At 59.4% G+C, this 15,974-nt stretch carries 17 protein-coding genes and 1 pseudogene; 6 read left to right on the top strand and 12 right to left on the bottom strand.

Annotated features, from left to right (window positions below):
- The 3 genes from VGI36_19520 to VGI36_19510 form a co-directional block, all read right to left on the bottom strand.
- Positions 1–1,001 (bottom strand): CDP-alcohol phosphatidyltransferase family protein (locus tag VGI36_19520; GenBank protein ID HEY2487339.1); only part of this gene is annotated, 1,001 nt, incomplete at its 3' end.
- A gap of 45 nt (positions 1,002–1,046) precedes the next feature.
- Positions 1,047–1,175, bottom strand: a complete 129-nt coding sequence (locus VGI36_19515) for a hypothetical protein (protein ID HEY2487338.1) — start codon at positions 1,173–1,175, stop codon at positions 1,047–1,049.
- 3 nt (positions 1,176–1,178) lie between these two features.
- Complete coding sequence (locus tag VGI36_19510) at positions 1,179–1,505, bottom strand: hypothetical protein (protein ID HEY2487337.1); 327 nt, start codon at positions 1,503–1,505, stop codon at positions 1,179–1,181.
- A gap of 9 nt (positions 1,506–1,514) precedes the next feature.
- Between VGI36_19510 and VGI36_19505 the strand changes: the two genes are divergently transcribed.
- Positions 1,515–1,751 carry a hypothetical protein gene (locus tag VGI36_19505; GenBank protein ID HEY2487336.1) on the top strand — a complete coding sequence of 79 codons (237 nt, stop codon included), beginning with the start codon at positions 1,515–1,517 and terminating at the stop codon, positions 1,749–1,751.
- Between the two features lie 386 nt (positions 1,752–2,137).
- Here VGI36_19505 and VGI36_19500 read toward each other — a convergent pair whose 3' ends face one another.
- A complete protein-coding gene (locus VGI36_19500; GenBank protein HEY2487335.1) occupies positions 2,138–2,995 on the bottom strand; it encodes a TauD/TfdA family dioxygenase in 858 nt (285 codons plus the stop codon).
- A gap of 89 nt (positions 2,996–3,084) precedes the next feature.
- The gene (locus VGI36_19495) at positions 3,085–4,110 is read right to left on the bottom strand and encodes a trypsin-like peptidase domain-containing protein (protein ID HEY2487334.1); all 1,026 of its coding nucleotides are present in this window, start codon (positions 4,108–4,110) and stop codon (positions 3,085–3,087) included.
- A gap of 132 nt (positions 4,111–4,242) precedes the next feature.
- Between VGI36_19495 and lptB the strand changes: the two genes are divergently transcribed.
- Positions 4,243–5,028: an LPS export ABC transporter ATP-binding protein gene (gene lptB / locus VGI36_19490; protein ID HEY2487333.1), complete on the top strand. Its 786-nt coding sequence runs from the start codon at positions 4,243–4,245 to the stop codon at positions 5,026–5,028.
- A 5-nt stretch (positions 5,029–5,033) separates the two neighbouring features.
- Here lptB and VGI36_19485 read toward each other — a convergent pair whose 3' ends face one another.
- Both VGI36_19485 and VGI36_19480 read right to left on the bottom strand, forming a co-directional pair.
- Complete coding sequence (locus VGI36_19485; GenBank protein HEY2487332.1) at positions 5,034–5,768, bottom strand: hypothetical protein; 735 nt, start codon at positions 5,766–5,768, stop codon at positions 5,034–5,036.
- 41 nt (positions 5,769–5,809) lie between these two features.
- Positions 5,810–6,607, bottom strand: coding sequence for an alpha/beta hydrolase (locus VGI36_19480; protein ID HEY2487331.1), 798 nt, complete (start codon positions 6,605–6,607; stop codon positions 5,810–5,812).
- Positions 6,608–6,748: 141 nt separating this feature from the next.
- Between VGI36_19480 and VGI36_19475 the strand changes: the two genes are divergently transcribed.
- The 3 genes from VGI36_19475 to VGI36_19465 all read left to right on the top strand — a co-directional run bounded on the left by VGI36_19475 (position 6,749) and on the right by VGI36_19465 (position 9,451).
- Complete coding sequence (locus VGI36_19475; protein ID HEY2487330.1) at positions 6,749–7,630, top strand: hypothetical protein; 882 nt, start codon at positions 6,749–6,751, stop codon at positions 7,628–7,630.
- 51 nt (positions 7,631–7,681) lie between these two features.
- The gene (locus VGI36_19470) at positions 7,682–8,233 is read left to right on the top strand and encodes an HdeD family acid-resistance protein (protein ID HEY2487329.1); all 552 of its coding nucleotides are present in this window, start codon (positions 7,682–7,684) and stop codon (positions 8,231–8,233) included.
- A gap of 267 nt (positions 8,234–8,500) precedes the next feature.
- Positions 8,501–9,451, top strand: a complete 951-nt coding sequence (locus tag VGI36_19465) for a hydroxyquinol 1,2-dioxygenase (protein HEY2487328.1) — start codon at positions 8,501–8,503, stop codon at positions 9,449–9,451.
- Positions 9,452–9,478: 27 nt separating this feature from the next.
- Here the strand turns inward: VGI36_19465 and VGI36_19460 are convergent.
- The 5 genes and pseudogenes from VGI36_19460 to VGI36_19440 form a co-directional block, all read right to left on the bottom strand.
- Positions 9,479–10,728: pseudogene (locus VGI36_19460) on the bottom strand (cytochrome P450).
- A gap of 165 nt (positions 10,729–10,893) precedes the next feature.
- On the bottom strand, positions 10,894–11,853 hold the full coding sequence (gene pip / locus VGI36_19455; GenBank protein ID HEY2487327.1) for a prolyl aminopeptidase: 960 nt from the start codon (positions 11,851–11,853) through the stop codon (positions 10,894–10,896).
- Positions 11,854–11,872: 19 nt separating this feature from the next.
- Positions 11,873–12,115, bottom strand: a complete 243-nt coding sequence (locus tag VGI36_19450; GenBank protein ID HEY2487326.1) for an SDR family oxidoreductase — start codon at positions 12,113–12,115, stop codon at positions 11,873–11,875.
- Positions 12,064–12,591, bottom strand: a complete 528-nt coding sequence (locus VGI36_19445; GenBank protein ID HEY2487325.1) for an SDR family NAD(P)-dependent oxidoreductase — start codon at positions 12,589–12,591, stop codon at positions 12,064–12,066. Before VGI36_19445 ends, VGI36_19450 begins: the two co-directional genes overlap by 52 nt.
- Before the next feature lie 288 nt (positions 12,592–12,879).
- On the bottom strand, positions 12,880–13,293 hold the full coding sequence (locus VGI36_19440; protein ID HEY2487324.1) for a DUF4168 domain-containing protein: 414 nt from the start codon (positions 13,291–13,293) through the stop codon (positions 12,880–12,882).
- A gap of 515 nt (positions 13,294–13,808) precedes the next feature.
- Here VGI36_19440 and VGI36_19435 point away from each other — a divergent pair.
- Positions 13,809–14,363, top strand: a complete 555-nt coding sequence (locus VGI36_19435; protein ID HEY2487323.1) for a GNAT family N-acetyltransferase — start codon at positions 13,809–13,811, stop codon at positions 14,361–14,363.
- Positions 14,364–15,974: the final 1,611 nt, after the last annotated feature.

Here is a 15,974-nt window from a genome sequence, read left to right as displayed (position 1 = left end):
GCCGTGATTCCGGCCCACACCACCGCCAGAAAAAACGCGTAGTTTGGAAATCCGAGGAAAAAACCCACCAGAAACAGCCAGCTGTAGATGTTGCGTCGCCCGGCGATGAGACGAAAGCGCGCCAGAAACGGACTGGCGTTGTCGAGACTGCGACCTAACCGCACATCCATCAGCGAGTAAGCGACCTTGTCGGCGAGATCAAATAGTATCATCAGCAGCGCCGCTTTCAGCGCGTGCGGAGAGCCATGGCGGAGGTGAAGTCCGAGCGCCAGGTACCACGAGTTCTCGTAGAAGAAATCGAGGATGTGCTCGTACTCGCCGGCTCGCGAGGTGGTCCAGGTGATGCGGGCAAGCTTTCCGTCGACCCCATCGAGCACTTCTACGAAAATCGCGACTAGCACACCCACGCGCAGCCATCCCGCGTAATAAAGCGCCGCGACCAGGAACCCGAGCAGTCCCGTCACCAAGGTCACCCGGTTGGCTGTGACCGAAGTGCCTGCGAGGCGGCGAATCAGGAGGTTTTCGAAGGTTGGATCGAAATATTGCGCGGGCAGCTCGAGGGTGCGTTTCTGTACATGATCGAGCAGAATCTTCCAGCCCGCTTCTGCGCTGGGCTCGTCGGTGACCTGATAAAGGTGCAGCGGCACCTCGCCGTGCATCGCCTCCCAGTACGACGGCAGGGAGCTCACCGCCACCCGTTTGAGGCCTGCCGACTGCGGCGCCGCCGCGTCAAGCGCCTTCCCGGTGAGCCGCGCTGCCGGTTCCGCGCTGCCGCCCTCGCACGAGGTCAGCATCACGTCCTCATTTTGCACCGCGAGCCATGCAAACAGCCTCCGATCGATCAGCAAATCAGCCGCGACCGCAATAAAATCTCCGGCAAGTTTGCCACGAGCTTCACGGAGTATCTCCCAGAATTTGGCGCCCGAAACGTTGTAGCATTCCAGCGGCTTCCTCACGCGACCCGAGGCAGGCGGCAGAGAGACTGCCGCGGGTTTGAGCACCACGATGCTTTTGATGGCATCCAGGGCGGAGAGTTGCCGCAGGATTCATTCGATCAAGGTAAGGCCGCCGATCGTACGCAGCGGATTCTCCGCCGCCCCGGGCTCCCACACCACCACTGCCTGCAGGGATTGAACGGCCGCGGTGTTCGGCACCGGGCCTGAGAAGTGGGCCATCGCCTAGAAATGAGCGCCGTTCTTCGAACGGGCAGCGACCTGCGCCGGCGATGCTTTCGCGTCGCCATAAGCGAGCGTCATGCTGGTGCGGAAGCTCTTCACCGGTTCGCCCAGCACATGTGAAATTAGTCGCACGCACCCGAGGCAACAGCCCTGCTCACAGTGCTTGTGATGATCATTGCCGCGCAGCTCCTTGAGACTCATGTCCTGCAGCCGGAAGCGGTAATCACGCGGCTGCGCGCACCACTGCACCGATCCCTTCGCATTGACGTAGAGGAACTTGAAGCCTCCGAGGTATTTCCAGCTCCGCGAGAAATCTCCAAGCAGCATCTCCTGTACATGTTTGCCGTAAAGATTGGTACCATCGAAAACCCCATAGCGCTCAACCAGTTCCAGAAACTGCTTACCCTGGATTATTCGACATCAAAGAAAATCGAAATAGGCGCGTTCGCCGCTGCGGGCGCCTGCAGCGCGAACTTGGTGATCGCCGCTAAGGTGACGTTGATTTGGCCATTGGCGCGATGGACCACGAATCTTGAGCCACAGGTGTCGCGGCACGCGCTCCAGTCCGGGTGAAGCGCGACTTACCAGGAGGAGCACGCCGGAGCGCGCATTGCCGCGTGCTTCCAAAGCTATGGTGGAATGATCGGTGGCTGAGGACGAGACCAGAGATGCCGCTGTTGCGCCAAAGCCATTCCTCTTGGTGCTTCCCACAGCTCTTCCCGGCGTCTCAAACCGCCAAACTTCCCAGGGTTGTATGACTTGGCGCGCGGGCACGGGTTTCGGCGAGCGCTTAATAGCAAAAACCCTTCCGGACAACTAGAAGTGGAAGTACCAAAGACGCGTTATACACAGGTAGACGGGAAAACCAATCTGATAACCCCTTATGCTGGCAGCCCACTGGAACGGGGTTGGGCAAAGCAATGGGTAGAGACCGCTGCGATGGCGCTTTCTAAGCCGCGTTAGCCGAGAGCTGATTCGCTTGCGGGGTCGCCCGCGATGCGACTGTGCCACATTATGCGCGGCTCACTCATGTCCCATGGGGTAGCGCGATGTAACAGGCAGCGGTTGTCCCAGACCACGGCGTCCCCCGGGGCCCAGTCATGATGGTAAATGCGCGGCGGTTTACAGGCGAAGACGACCAGGTCCCTTAGGAGTCGCTCCGATTCTTCCGAGTTCATTCCCGGAATGTCGTATGCGTGCCGGCCAATCACCAGGGACTTGCGGCCTGTCTCGGGATGGACCTTCACGAGAGGGCGGAGCGGGACCGGGCCATCGTGGAAGCCGTAGCCGCTGTAGTCACTGCCTTTCTTGGGCTGATGCCCCAGCTTCGCCTGACTGTAGTAGAGCGAGTGATGCGCCGAGAGCTTTTCCACCTTTGCGCGCAATTCGTCGTCCAGGGCATCGAATGCCGCTCGCATGTCGGCCCATCCGGTTTGGCCACCCGACTTCGGCACCACTCGTGCACTGAAGACCGCACCCTTGGCCTGAATCGGCATATAGGTGCTGTCGCAATGCCAGCCCATATTGCCCTTGAGAACTTTGATGATGTCGCTGTTGTCCGACTCGGGGATGAGGGTGCCGTCCTCTTTAACGTTGCTGAGCGGCGACAGCTCGAACTCCAGTCGGCCGAAGCGCCTGGCAAAGGCGATCTGCTCTTCGCGGCTGAGATACTGATGGGGGAAGATGAGCAATGCGTACTTAAGCCACGCCGCGTGAAGATCATGCCAGGTCTCCTCGTTGAGCGCGGCGATAGTGACGCCGGTAACCACGGCGCCGAAGGTCGCATCGAGTGGTTTTAAGTCAAATCTGCTCGACACAGGGCGGCTCGCATAGAAGTGCTCTATTCAGAACCTTATCGGATACACAGCCATTATAGCAAATTAGTGCCGCCGATCCCTGTGAGTTCCTACTTGCGGGCTGGCGGGGCTGCCGTGGTCACTTCGAGTACAAGCTTTTCGACGCCGCGCAACGCTGTGATGGTGATCGAAGCGCCCACCGGTTCGTCGGCGAGCATGCGCTGCAAATCGTCAATGCCCTGTATCGGCATTGCGCCGCAGGCGACTATCAGGTCGTTGCGTTTAAGTCCCGCTTTCTCGGCCGGGCTTCCGGATTCGACGGCAGCGACCTGTACGCACGAGTCGCTGGCTACCCGATGAAAACGTGCCAGGCGGCGGGGCAGAGCGGTGTTCGCGCCCGCGATTCCGATGTAGCCGCGCTCTATCTTGCCAAAGCGCATCAGGCGTGCGGCGACGAACTTGGCGCTATCGATCGCGATCGCGAAACATAGTCCCTGAGCTGGAAGAATGGTTGCCGTGTTGACCCCGATTACGCGACCGCGCGAATCGACCAGCGGACCGCCCGAGTTGCCAGGATTGAGGGCGGCATCGGTCTGGATGACGTTGTCGATGAGGCGGCCGGTCACCGACCGCAACGATCTGCCGACTGCACTAATTACGCCTGCAGTAACCGTATGCTGGAAGCCGTACGGACTGCCGACCGCTATCGCGATTTGTCCGACTCGCAGCGCGCGCGATTCGCCCAGATCGGCTTGCGTCAGCTCGCGCGCCTCGATGCGAACCACCGCGAGGTCGCTGTCGGGATCGTTGCCAATTATCTGCGCTGCAGCCCGGCGCCCATCATGCAGCAGGACCGACACCTCGCTGGCACCGTTCACCACGTGGCTGTTGGTCAGGATGAATCCGTCGGGAGTGAAGACGAATCCCGAACCCGTGCCCGAGGCAACCTCGGACCCGCCTCGCTTTCCCCGAACCTCGATATTGACTACCGCAGGACCGACTTTTTCCGCTGCTCCCGCAACCGCCTCGGAATACGCGTCCAGCAATTCGCCCTCCGAAGGCGGAGTCGGTTTGGGACCGTCACGTCCCGCCCGACCCGAATCGTCATTCAGTATTCTGCGAATTCTCACCGCCACTGAAACTGAACCTCCGCGAAAGAAATATAAGCATTCTCCCAAAACCCGCAGCCCGCGGAGATCGTCTTACTTGAGACTGCATTTGATTCCGCGCGTAAAGCCTATAAGAGTGAATGATAGACGTAATTTCCGATGGCCAAGGTTGAGCAACTGCGAGCCCGCGAAGTTCTGGCGGCCGAGCCAGGCGTGTCATCGCCGGTGCTCCGCGGGGAGCATCTTACGAAGATCTATGGCGGCCGCACTGTGGTCGATGATGTCGAGGTATACGTCAACCCCGGGGAAGTGGTGGGGTTGCTCGGGCCGAATGGCGCTGGCAAAACGACCACTTTCTACATGTTGGTTGGCCTGGTGAAGCCCGACCACGGACGGGTTTTGCTCGGCGAGCAGGAAATTACCATGCTTCCGCTATACCAGCGCGCCCGCCGGGGCATTTCCTATCTGCCCCAGGAGCCTTCCGTGTTTCGCAAGCTCTCGGTCGAGGAGAACCTGCTCGCGGTGCTGGAGACGTTGCCCCTTACGGAGGAAGAGCGCCAGGGACGGCTGCAATCGCTGCTCGACGAGCTCGACATCGCGAGGTTGCGGAAGTCGCGCGCGGGAGTTCTATCGGGCGGCGAGCGGCGCAAGGTCGAAATTACCCGCGCACTCGTTCTCGATCCTCAGTTCCTGTGCCTGGATGAGCCTTTCGCGGGCATCGACCCGATTACGGTGATTGAAATTCAGCGGATCGTTACTTACCTGCGGGAGCGAGGGATTGGGATTCTGATGTCCGATCACAATGTGCACGCGGCGTTATCAATCATCGACCGCGCATACGTGATTCACAGCGGTAAGATTCTCATCGAAGGGCCGCCCGATGCGATCGTGGCAAGCGAACATGTCCGCCAAGTGTTTCTGGGCGAGCGCTTCAAGCTCACCTAGCAAGTTTACGGACCCGGAAAGGAGGGGTAGACGGGATAGGACGGCGGAGGAGACACCGGATAACCTCCGCCGAAGCTTGGACCCATCATTCCGCCACCGACACCAAAACCGCCGCCACCGATCGAGCCTCCGAACATCCCGAGCAGCGGAATCACTACCGCCATCGGGCTCGTGCTCTGGGGGTAGTAGCCGCCGTTCATCTGCTGCTGCTGGATTTGATCCGCGTAGCCCTGATTCTGGTAGTCGGCAAGCCCACTCATGTCGCTCGGTTCAGCCGGTTGCGATTCGGACGGGCCAGCGGACTTGGCCAGCGATGGCTCGATTTTGATCCGATTGTCTACCGTGACCGCCGAGTTGTTTACATAGCGCCGTGCCTTGCTCTCCGCGTCGCCCTTTCCATAGTCGGTCGCCACGTAGCCGAACAATATGACCTGCCGCTCGCCATCGGCCGCAGCGAGTACCTGCGCTCCAACCAGGGGCAGGTGATGACTCTTCAGGTAGTCGGTAAGGGCCTGGCTCTGTGTCTGATCGACGTGGGCGTTCTTTAGCGGGGGCGGATGGGTCGTGCTGGGAGGTGTATACGAAGTCGGAGGCTCGGTTGAATCTGCAGTTCCGAGGGTTGCCGAAGAGCCGGTCGTGGAACCGGCCGGCGTCATGCAGCCGGATGCCGAAATGGCTACCAGCAGGGCTCCGGCCAGGAGCCAATTTGCCGTCCCACGCATCATCTTAATTATAGGCACGGTGCCCGCTCTAACAAAATTGGACGTTTTCGGGCACGAATTTATTTCAATGATTGGCGCAGAAAGTCGCGAACCAGCTGATTGAACACCTGTGGTTGCTCGAAATAGATCGAGTGCCCGCAGTCGGGCACCGTTGCCATGGTGCCCTTGGGCAATTCCGTAACTAGCGTGCGAATCATCTCGGGCGGGATGAGCTCGTCCTGCTCGCCGACCACGCACAGAATTGGCATCGTGAGGCGTGATCTGACCGCGTCGAGATCGTAGCGCAGCTTGGAGATTTGCGAACCCGCGTCGCCCGGCGGTCGCGCGCCAAGGATCCGCACTTCGTCATACAGGTAGGCCATTTCAGGGCGGCGCGCGAAGTAATCGAGCGCATAAGTCGGTAGGGAACCGATCGGAGGGGTGGTGTCCATCACCAGCGGCGAGCGGGGTGCGCCGAATCTCATCTCGGACGTGAAGATTCCGCCCGGAGTGTCAGCCAGCACCATCGCTCCTACCCGATCTGGCCGCTCCAGGGCGCAGCCCACGATCGTCCATCCGCCCATCGATTGCCCGACCAGGGCCGCCTTCTCGATTTTGAGGTGATCGAGGAGACGGGCGAGGTCGCTTGCGTGAGCGCGATTGAACAGCCCCTCGGGGTCGGGCGACATGCCGAAGCTGCGCTGGTCAAGGGTGATGCATTCGTACCATCGCATGAAGTACGGCACTTGCTGCCACCACGACAAGTGGTTACCGCCCAGCCCGTGCAAAAAGACGAGCGGGAACCCACTGCCCGCGCGCTCGTAATAAAGCGAGAAATCTCCGATCGACAGCCGGCCCTGCGTGATTCGATATTCCATGGCGATTAACCTCCCGCGCCGGAACCCTAGCATCGGCGCACGGCTGGCAAAAACTCTGTGCGACCATAGGACATCTTGCGCTGGATTGCAGCCTAACTGCTAGAATTCGTGCGACCTTGGTTCGGCCGAGACAGAGGGACGATGGATAAGCACATAAGCAAGCACCCGGAAACCAAGCATCTACCCGATGACGTGATTCACTACCGCGAGTACAAGATTCTGCTGAAGCCCGACCGCTTTACGAGCAAGGAAGGGTTCATGCAGTTCTGGGACGCGGTATACGCGACGGTGAAAAAATTCGATCTCAAGGTCGACCTCGAGAAGGAAGCGTTTCACAGCCAGGTTCGCGAGGTGCTGTTCTATGACACCCCTCGCTTTGACCTCTACAACAATCATTTAATTCTCCGAAAGCGCACCTTTTACGATGATGGATGGCCGCGCGCGGACCACGAGTTGACCATCAAGTACCGCAGTCCCGAATTGAAAGAGGCCGCCTCGGTCGACGTGCGTCCGATGGCAGCGGGCCATGACGAGATCAAGTTCAAGGAAGAGTTGCTGCTCGACCGCAAGCAGTTGGGCGGAATGCGCAGCGTCTACTCACATGGATGCGTTCTGACCTCGCCCAAGGTGGTACTCGATCGCGGCATCGAAGACATCGCCAGTGTCTTTCCGGCCCTCCGCAAAGTCGACATTCGGCCGCTGACCAAGATTGCGCTGGTCAACAACGTCGCGGTCGAAGAGGTGCAGAACACCATCGGCAGGATCCACTTCGGGCACGGATTCAACGGCAAGACCACCATCGCGATTTGGCGCAGCCGTGCGCTTGAGAAGCCGCTCTCTGGAGAATTCGCTTTTCAGTGCAAATTCGATCGCCTGACGGATGTGCACAAATCTTCGCTGGCGGCGTCGGATGAGTTCTATAAGCAGGTCCAACTCGACTGTGCCGATTGGGTGATGCTGGGAACGACCAAGACCGCGATGGTCTATGGGCTGGGTAACGTGCCGCTGAGAAATCGCGAGTAAGGCGTCGGGATTGACCCAACCGGCCACTCCGGAAGAAGAGGGTGCCGCCATATGTTGACCAGGCTCGCGCAACATTGGTGGATCTATGCACTACGAGGCGTCGCCGCGATTTTGTTCGGCCTCGCCGCATTCGGATGGCCGCATCTGACCATCGCCGTCCTGATTGTTCTGTTTGGCGCGTACGCCTTCGTTGACGGGATCTTCCTTATCTTCAGCGCGATCGCTGGGTGGAGCCAAATCGAGGATCCCTGGCTCATCCTGCTGGAGGGGCTAATCGGCGTAGGCATCGGCGCCGTGACATTTCATTCGCCGGCGATCACGGGACTCGCCCTGCTCATCTTTATCGCGGCGTGGAGCCTTGCCACCGGGGTCTTGGAGATCGCAGCCGCGATGCGACTGCGCAAGGAAATCGCCGGCGAATTCTGGCTGCTGCTGAGCGGTATCCTGTCTATAGGGTTCGCCATCGTGCTGATGTGGTTTCCGGTGGCGGGGGCGCTCGGACTGATTTGGGTCATCGGTGCTTACGCAATCGCGTTCGGCGTCATGCTCATCGCGTTGGGCCTCAAGCTCAACGGCTTTCGTAAGCGGCTCCTGGCCGCGTAGCAGCGCTCAGTCAACGAAGGCGCTGACATTTGAAAGATCAGGAAGGCGAGAACGGTAGGGCGCAGAGAGTCACGCCTCGGGCCGGGCGGTCGAGATTGGAAGCAGCTCGATCCGGGGGAATCCCGGATAGACTAGAACGGCGAATCTCGCCAGCCGAGACATCGAGTTGGAAATCCCGCGCTCCGGTCAGGAGGGTCCGGTGGTTTGATCTCCGGAGCGATTCCGGCGACCATCGAAACAGAACTACCGTTTCGGAGAACCACCACCATGGAAACCCCCGTCCGTAGCCATCACCATCTAACGCTCTGTGTCGGCGGAGCGCAGGAAGACTACGACTTTCACGTGAAGACGCTCGGGTTGCGCAACGTCAAAAAGACCCTTCTCTACGACGGCAAAGTCCCCATCTATCACCTGTATTATGGCAATGATGTGGGTGCCGAGAGCACCCTCATCACCTGCTTTCCAATGCGCCAGGACGGACGCGTCGGGCGCTTCGGCTCTGGACAGGTCAAGACGGTGAGCCTCTCGGTCTGTGCTCCAGGTCTCGAGTACTGGACGCAGCGGCTTGACCGCCGGGGAATACGAAATTTGATGGTGGAGCGGTTCGGCACCAAGCGGCTCGCATTTCATCATCCCTGCGGAATCGAATACGAGCTGGTCGAGGTCAGAGAGGATTTACGTCAGCCGTGGACGGGCTCCGACATTCCCTCCGAGATCGCCGTGCGGGGAGTTTATGGAGTCACGGTCGCAGTCCGCGACGATCGCGAGATGAGCGCATTCATGACCGATGCTATGGGATTTAAGGGCATGGGCCAGGATGGGCGGGATTCCCGCTTTGAAGTCGGCGACGGTGCGCCAGGGCGCGTGGTGGAAGTAACCCATACTCCTGACCTTGCGCAGGGAAGCTGGACCTTCGGCGAAGGAACTGTGCATCACGTGGCCTTCAAGGTCGAGGACCACAAGACCCAGGCTGATTTCAAGGCGTACCTGGAGGGACTTGGCTACACGGACTGTTCCGATGCAAAAGACCGCGGTTACTTCATGTCGGTATATTTCCGCACTCCGGGCGGCGCCCTGTTCGAGGCGGCGTACACCCTGGACGGGGCTTTCCTGCGCGACGAGACCTATGAAAACCTGGGCGCGAGCATCCAGACCCCGCCCTGGCTGGTTGAGAAACGCGACGAGATAATCGCGAGGCTGGAACCGATCGGGTACTAGGACACAAAATCACAGATTTGAGGGACTCTAGACCGAGGCCAATCGGGCGCACATTCCTCCCTTCGGCCGCAGCGTGAAAATCGGGTCGGGTTCTCCGTCGTGCAGCACTTGCACCTCAAAGCGCTGAGCGGTCATCGCCAGCGCCAGCGTCTGATCCATTATCGAAAAACGATCGCCAATACACATCCGCGGACCGCCACCGAAGGGATAATACGCGTACTGCGGGCGGTCGCCGCTTCGCTGCGGCGTGAATCGCTCCGGGTCGAAGCTCTCGGGATTCTCCCAGTAAAGCGCGTTGCGATGGGTGAGCCACGGGCTCATCACCAGCGCCGATCCGCCCGGAATATGGAATCCGGAGATCTGGTCGTCGGCGATCGCGGTTCGGCCGATCACCAGGCTGGCGGGTACAGGCGCAACACCTCGTCCACCACCATCCGCGTGTAGCCGAGTCCCGGCAGATCATCGAAGGTCGGGCGATTTGAACCTAGGACCGAATCAACTTCCTGTCGCAGCTTACGATGCGCGGCGGGGTGTTTTGCGAGCAGATACCAGGCCCAACAGAGGGCGACCGCGATAGTTTCGGTTCCCGCACCGAGAAAAGTTGACAGATTGTCTACAAGTCCCGCGGTATCCGGTTCGCCTCGGTTGGCTTCCAGCATCATCGCAAGGAGGTCGTTCCCCCCCGCCGATTGATTTTTCCGGCCCTCTTCGATCATCTGGCCTACCAGCCCGTGGATTTCCTCAATCGCTCGCTTGAAGGCGCGGTTCCTGGCGGTGGGGATGAACAGGGGCGCCGTAAAAAGATGGTTGAACGCGTGATCGAAATAATCAAAGGTCGACACCATCGCCGCGGCGACGCTCTCCGCGTGTGGCAGTAGATCCTGACCGGCGAGCGTGCGCCCGATCACGTCGATTGTCATCCGCGAGACCTCCGCTTGCAGGTTGAATTGCGCGCCCGCAGCGGCAAGCCTCTGCCATCGCGCCAACATCGTGTCGATAGCGTCCGCCATCGCAGAAGTCATTGCGACTAGGCGCTGGCGGTGGAATGCGGGCTGAGCGACTCGGCGCTGCCCGCGCCATTTGTCTCCATCGCTGGAGAACAGGCCTTCGCCAAGCGCGGGTCGAGCTATGGTGCTGAAACGGACGTCCTTGCGATAATTCCTCGGATTGTCCTGAAGCACGCGCTGAACCGCTTCCGGCGAGGTCAGCAGATGCGACACGTAGGCCCTAGATTGAATCCGCGAGACGGGGCCGAGCTGTGCCCAGCGTGCCAGCATCCCAAGCTTGTCGGCGCGCATTTGGCGGAGAAATTTAAGCGGACTTAGGGGTAATACGGGTGCGAGCCTTACGCCTGGGCCAGGCGCCAGCGCGGTAGCCATGCGGCGACCATCCACCTTCGGCTCTGGCGACGCAAGTTCCAGGAAAAACTGCCGGTGATGCGCTCAGCGAAGCGCAAATTGATCGGTCGCGCGGATTAACTGTTTCGTGATCGAGCTGGATGCGTCATGTCCCGCATCGTCCACGATCACGAGTTCGGCGTTTGGCCAGGCACGCTTAAGATCCCATGCCCGGCCAATCGGGGCCTGCAGGTCGAGACGTCCGCTGATCAGGACCCCGGGAATGGCCGACAGGCGCCCGGCATCGCGCAGCAGGATGCCGTCGGTGAGCCAGGCATTGTTGCGCACGTAGTGCGTTACAATTCGTGCAAACGTCATTCTGAAATCAGGATCGGTGAAGCGCGCCGATAGTTGGTGAGTTGGCGGCCAGGAGAGTGTCGCCGATTCCCATCGGCACCACTCAAGTGCCGCTCGATAGCGGATCGCCGGATCGCCATCGTGGAGCAGGTCATAATAGGCTTGAGGAACCTCCGCATCGCTATTGACGGCGGGAACCCCGGCCCGCAAGCGTTTCCATTGTTCTGGAAAGAGCGGAGCGGCACCGCCGCGGAACCACCAGTCAAACTCCTTATGCCGTCCCGTCGTGACGCCCCAGAGAATGATCTCCGCGACCCGCTGCGGATAGGTCTCGGCATAGACCAGCGCCAGCGTGCTGCCCCACGAATTGCCCATCACCAGCCAGCGCTCGATGTTCAGATGTTCCCGCAACCGTTCGATGTCCGCGATCAAGTTCGCGGTCTGGTTTCCGGAGAGGTCGGTCTCGGGATTGCTCGCGTGCGGATGACTCCTGCCACAGTTTCTTTGATCGAAGAGCACTAACCGATATGCCGAAGAATCGAAGAGTCTGCGATGCCACGGCGTACATCCAGACCCCGGGCCACCGTGGATGACGAGGGCGGGTTTGCCGTGCGAATTACCACAGGTCTCCCAGTAGACATGGTTGCCGTCGCCGGTATCCAGCATCCCGTGTGCGTACGGATCTATTTTCGGATAGAGACCGTGCACGGCATTCAGTTCTGCGCTGCTACAGGAGCAGGCGGCCGCCGTCGACGGTCAAGGTAATTCCGGTCACGTAACCATTTCTCATCAGGAACAGTACCGCATCCGCAACGTCCTCCGGTTTGCCGACCCGTCTGACCGGGAGGCGCGCGGCTTCCTGGGCGATCATCGCTTCGCGCCGGTCTCCCATCAATTCGCCGATGAGCGGCGTATCAATTAATCCGGGCTGAATGGCGTTGACGCGGATGGGTGCGAGATCGAGCGCCAACGCGCGAGCGAAGGCGCTTCCACGGCGCCACAGGAAGCGGTGGCGACACTCGCCCCGGGAATGGGCCGTACGGCCGCCGTGCCGGACATTAAGGTTATGGACCCGCCGTGTTCCATTTTTGGAGCTGCGTATTTGGCCGCGTAGAGTGCTCCCCAGAAACGGGTATCGAGCGCGGGACGCAACGCCGCCGTGTCGGGTGCCAACCCTCTCCCGAATGAAATCGCTCCGGCGGTGATGAATACGTGATCGATACGCTCGAGCCGCTCAAACAGCGAACGCGTGCCGGCTTCGTCAGCAACATCAAGCGGGACTGCGACGACATCCGGACCCAACTCTCGCTTTGCTACATCAAGACGATGCCACGATCGCCCCGTGATTACGACGCGAGCTTCCTCCTTCAGTGCCCTTTTGGCGGTCGCCAGCCCAATGCCCGAACTGCCGCCGAGTACCACAACCGTCATGCCGGCAAGCGACATCGGCGCACCTCCCTACGAGTGGATGGTGCGCGAATGCTAAACCATAACGCTCCCTATTCACAGGATACGAAAGAGGAGGTCAGGACTCGCTTGGTGCCCGGTAATGAATCCCGAGTCTGTTTCGCATGCGCTCGCGGGCGGCCAGTGCAGACAGGAGCAAGCACAGGGCGAGCGGAGCAAGCATGTGCTTGCGTCGCTCGCCCTGCTGACAGACACAACCGGCTGCCCGCGGCAGCCGGGTCGCGTGTGTAAATTTCACACGGTTTACCCAGAAGGGCTGAGCCGAGATCAGACTCCGCCGGAAGCATTCACGTACGACAGAAACTTTTGCTGCAGATCCGGGTCGTTCTGCACCATTTGCAATACTTTGTTGTACCGCTGCGGATCGATTCCTTCCTGTTTCACGATGCTTAATTTCTGCGCCTCGGCTTGCGATGCAATCTGCTGACGCTCCGAGTTATCCTGGGTTCTCGCCAGTCGCTCTTGGGTATCGTTGGTGATATGTCGCACCGCGACGTAGGCATGGGCCACATGCTGCAACGTCGTGTCATCGACATTTTGACCGCCCGCGCTACTCGCGGCAGCGGCGCTTGAAGCGCCCGGGTTCGCGCTTTGACTCCTCGCGACACCGGGTAAGACCACCAAAGCGAATGCAGCACCAAGTCCCACGATGTATGCGGTCACTCTGCGTCGATAGTTCATAGCTCAACCTCCTATTACCTCGCACGTTGTCGGATCGTTCGTGGAGCTCCGAAAAACAGAGGAGCTAGGAGGTGCAGGATCGGTGCCGCAAAGGTTCTGTTCCGCAAGTCAGAAACAGGAAGCCTCAAACCGAAAAAACAATTCTTGGCCAATGGGATTACGCTAGGTCGGCGAATTCCATCGTAATGCCCCCTTGAGCTGAATTGCGCTTTGCCACCGGGCGCGCTTATCTATCCAGGGTTCGTTTCTGTAGGGAGTGCCGCCCAGTGGCGGAAACGTCGCAATTTGCCACCTGTCAAGGCTTCAAACATTCGGGAAGTTCCTCTCTCCTAGATCGGCATGACGATTGTGGGGACCTGTCGACGCGACGGTTCGCAGGTGACACCCAACCGGCGCATGTGCGCGCTGCAGTGAGGGCGCCCGAGGCTTGTCGCCACCGGAGAATTGGCAAAGTGTGGTGATGTCGGTAAAAGGTAAACGTTAAGTTCCAATTGACGAACTCTCGGCAGATCGCGATGTCCGAGCCATTCAAGTACTCAGTCATCGAAGCACTTCGGGACGGCACCCAACTACTGATTCGAGCTATCCGTCCAGCAGACAAGCACCTGCTCGTCGAGCACTTTCAGGGCCTGAGCGAACGTTCAATCTACTACCGCTTTTTCGGCCACAAGCGCTCACTGGAGCAGGAGGACCTGAGTAGGCTGACGGAACTGGACTTCGTCAATCATGTCGGCCTAGCGGCGACGATAGAGGCGGAGGGCACGGAGCGCTTTATCGGAGTGGGGCGTTACCTGCGAGCCGTCGATGCGGTAGCGGCCGAGGTAGCCTTCGCGGTGGTTGATGAATTCCAGGGTCGTGGAATCGGGACTCTGCTCCTGCACCATCTGGCGCAGATCGCGCGGCGGCAGGGGATCAACAAATTCGCCGCGTTCGTGATGGGCGACAACCATCAGATGCTCGAAGTGTTCGCCAACAGCGGCTTTCGAACCCGTGACAACTACGACGCCGGCACCGTACGCGTGACTCTCGATCTCACCGAGTCGCCCAGCGATTTCGGCGACAAGACCTAGGTGAGTTCCACCGGTCCCCTCTCGAGCATCTCGACCTCCACTGATGAAGGTCCATGTGCCGAGTTTGCCCCAAGCCCGAGCGAGCTTCAGTTCCGCATTCGAAAAAGGCCTGAGCCTTGATCGCGATGCGTTCTAAAGGTTTCAGCTGGATGGTTGTGGCCGGTTTGAAAAGGGCGTTCGAAAACCGCGTGCCTGATTCGAATGCCAGAAAATCGATTGCGATGCGCGAGTCGCGAATCGCTAAGGTGGCTTTACAGCATCCGCTGAACTCTCCGGATCGAAATCTCCAGCACGTCATTGGGTCCTGCGATAAAATGGGGAGACTTCGACGCGCTCATAGAGAAACGCGAAAACGCTCTCGGACCTTGGCTGTTTCGCGCGACCTCCTGTGAAGCCCACCATCGGTGCCGCACTATTTTCTTTTTCTGTATCGATGAGGTATTGAACGGTTGGACGGCAGGCCTGAGCTGCGGTCAGGGCGTCACGGGCTGGTTTTGGGGCCCCCAACCTTTCCGTGGCGCCTTTCTTTTTCTGCGGAATCCTGAGCTATCGTCGCCCGACTGGTTCGCGTCTCCTCTCTGATCCGGCGGCCTGGGTTTTTTGTTGCTGCTCGCGGAGCGCGCCGAGTGAGCAGCCCCTGTGTCGCAAAACCTAGAAATCGCCTCGTGCGACACGTACCAGGTTCCCGTTGTACCCTTTGCTCGGACCCCGGTGAGCTCCCCAGCCCGCAGTAACTCGTAAACCGTAGAGACCGAGACGCGCAGATATTTGGCGACCTCGGGAACGGCCATGCTGTCGTCGAGCGACATATTGTTTGCCCTCACCGGCTCTCAAAATGCATTTGACACATCTTGAATGCTTGACCGTATCCCGTTTAGCTTTGAAAGGAACTCGAACGAAAGTACGACTCGCTGCGTGCCCCAAGCGCCTGGCGAGCGACGACCGCGAAAAATGACCCCAACTAAAAAGACTTCGAACGAAATACTAACCGTAGAAGAAGTGGCCGAGTTTCTGAAGGTTCATGCGTCGACTATCTATAAGCTCCTCAAACGCCGCGAAATTCCCGCGTTCAGAGTTGGGGCCGATTGGCGATTCCATGCTGTTCAAATTGAGGAGTGGGTAAAGTCCCGCACGCGCGCCCCTGAGGATGGAGGTGAAAGCTAAGGAGCACACAAACGCACGTGCCAGACGCTCTTTTGCCCTGGATAATCCGGAACTGACAATCCGATGTAAACTCGGCGTGAACCCAAGGAATGAAAGGGCAGACGATCCCGATCGGTGCCGAACCCGCCACACCGCATCGCTCGCCACCAGCGCAAGCCCTCCCGCAAGCAAGCCGCGACCATCAAATTGCCAATGGGGAACTAGGTAGGGGAATCTACCCAAGCAATTCCCTTTGAGCTGCTCACGGGGTTTCCCCAAGGAGGCGGTTATCTCGAAAATTGCACAAACGGACAATCATGACTATTCCAAGGTTTCCGGGAGTAATTTTTAGCGGTTTCTCTTTCGTAACCATGTCATCATAGTGACGGGCGCACTGTGAGGCCGTAAGTGAGCAAGGAGCATTTCAGCGTTTGGGAGCGAGAGACAAATTTCTGAGCGGACGGCCAA

This window comes from Candidatus Binataceae bacterium (assembly GCA_036495685.1).
Classification (GTDB): domain Bacteria; phylum Desulfobacterota; class Binatia; order Binatales; family Binataceae; genus JAFAHS01.
Note: the sequence above shows the minus strand (reverse complement) of the source record. Positions and strands in the feature narration are given on the sequence as shown.

Coding starts and splice junctions, on each gene's coding strand:
- VGI36_19515 (HEY2487338.1), bottom strand. CDS start 1,175: ATGGCCCACTTCTCAGGCCCGGTGCCGAACACCGCGGCCGTTCAATCC.
- VGI36_19510 (HEY2487337.1), bottom strand. CDS start 1,505: ATGCTGCTTGGAGATTTCTCGCGGAGCTGGAAATACCTCGGAGGCTTC.
- VGI36_19505 (HEY2487336.1), top strand. CDS start 1,515: ATGTTTGCCGTAAAGATTGGTACCATCGAAAACCCCATAGCGCTCAAC.
- lptB (HEY2487333.1), top strand. CDS start 4,243: ATGGCCAAGGTTGAGCAACTGCGAGCCCGCGAAGTTCTGGCGGCCGAG.
- VGI36_19480 (HEY2487331.1), bottom strand. CDS start 6,607: ATGGAATATCGAATCACGCAGGGCCGGCTGTCGATCGGAGATTTCTCG.
- VGI36_19475 (HEY2487330.1), top strand. CDS start 6,749: ATGGATAAGCACATAAGCAAGCACCCGGAAACCAAGCATCTACCCGAT.
- VGI36_19470 (HEY2487329.1), top strand. CDS start 7,682: ATGTTGACCAGGCTCGCGCAACATTGGTGGATCTATGCACTACGAGGC.
- VGI36_19465 (HEY2487328.1), top strand. CDS start 8,501: ATGGAAACCCCCGTCCGTAGCCATCACCATCTAACGCTCTGTGTCGGC.
- VGI36_19445 (HEY2487325.1), bottom strand. CDS start 12,591: ATGTCGCTTGCCGGCATGACGGTTGTGGTACTCGGCGGCAGTTCGGGC.
- VGI36_19440 (HEY2487324.1), bottom strand. CDS start 13,293: ATGAACTATCGACGCAGAGTGACCGCATACATCGTGGGACTTGGTGCT.
- VGI36_19435 (HEY2487323.1), top strand. CDS start 13,809: ATGTCCGAGCCATTCAAGTACTCAGTCATCGAAGCACTTCGGGACGGC.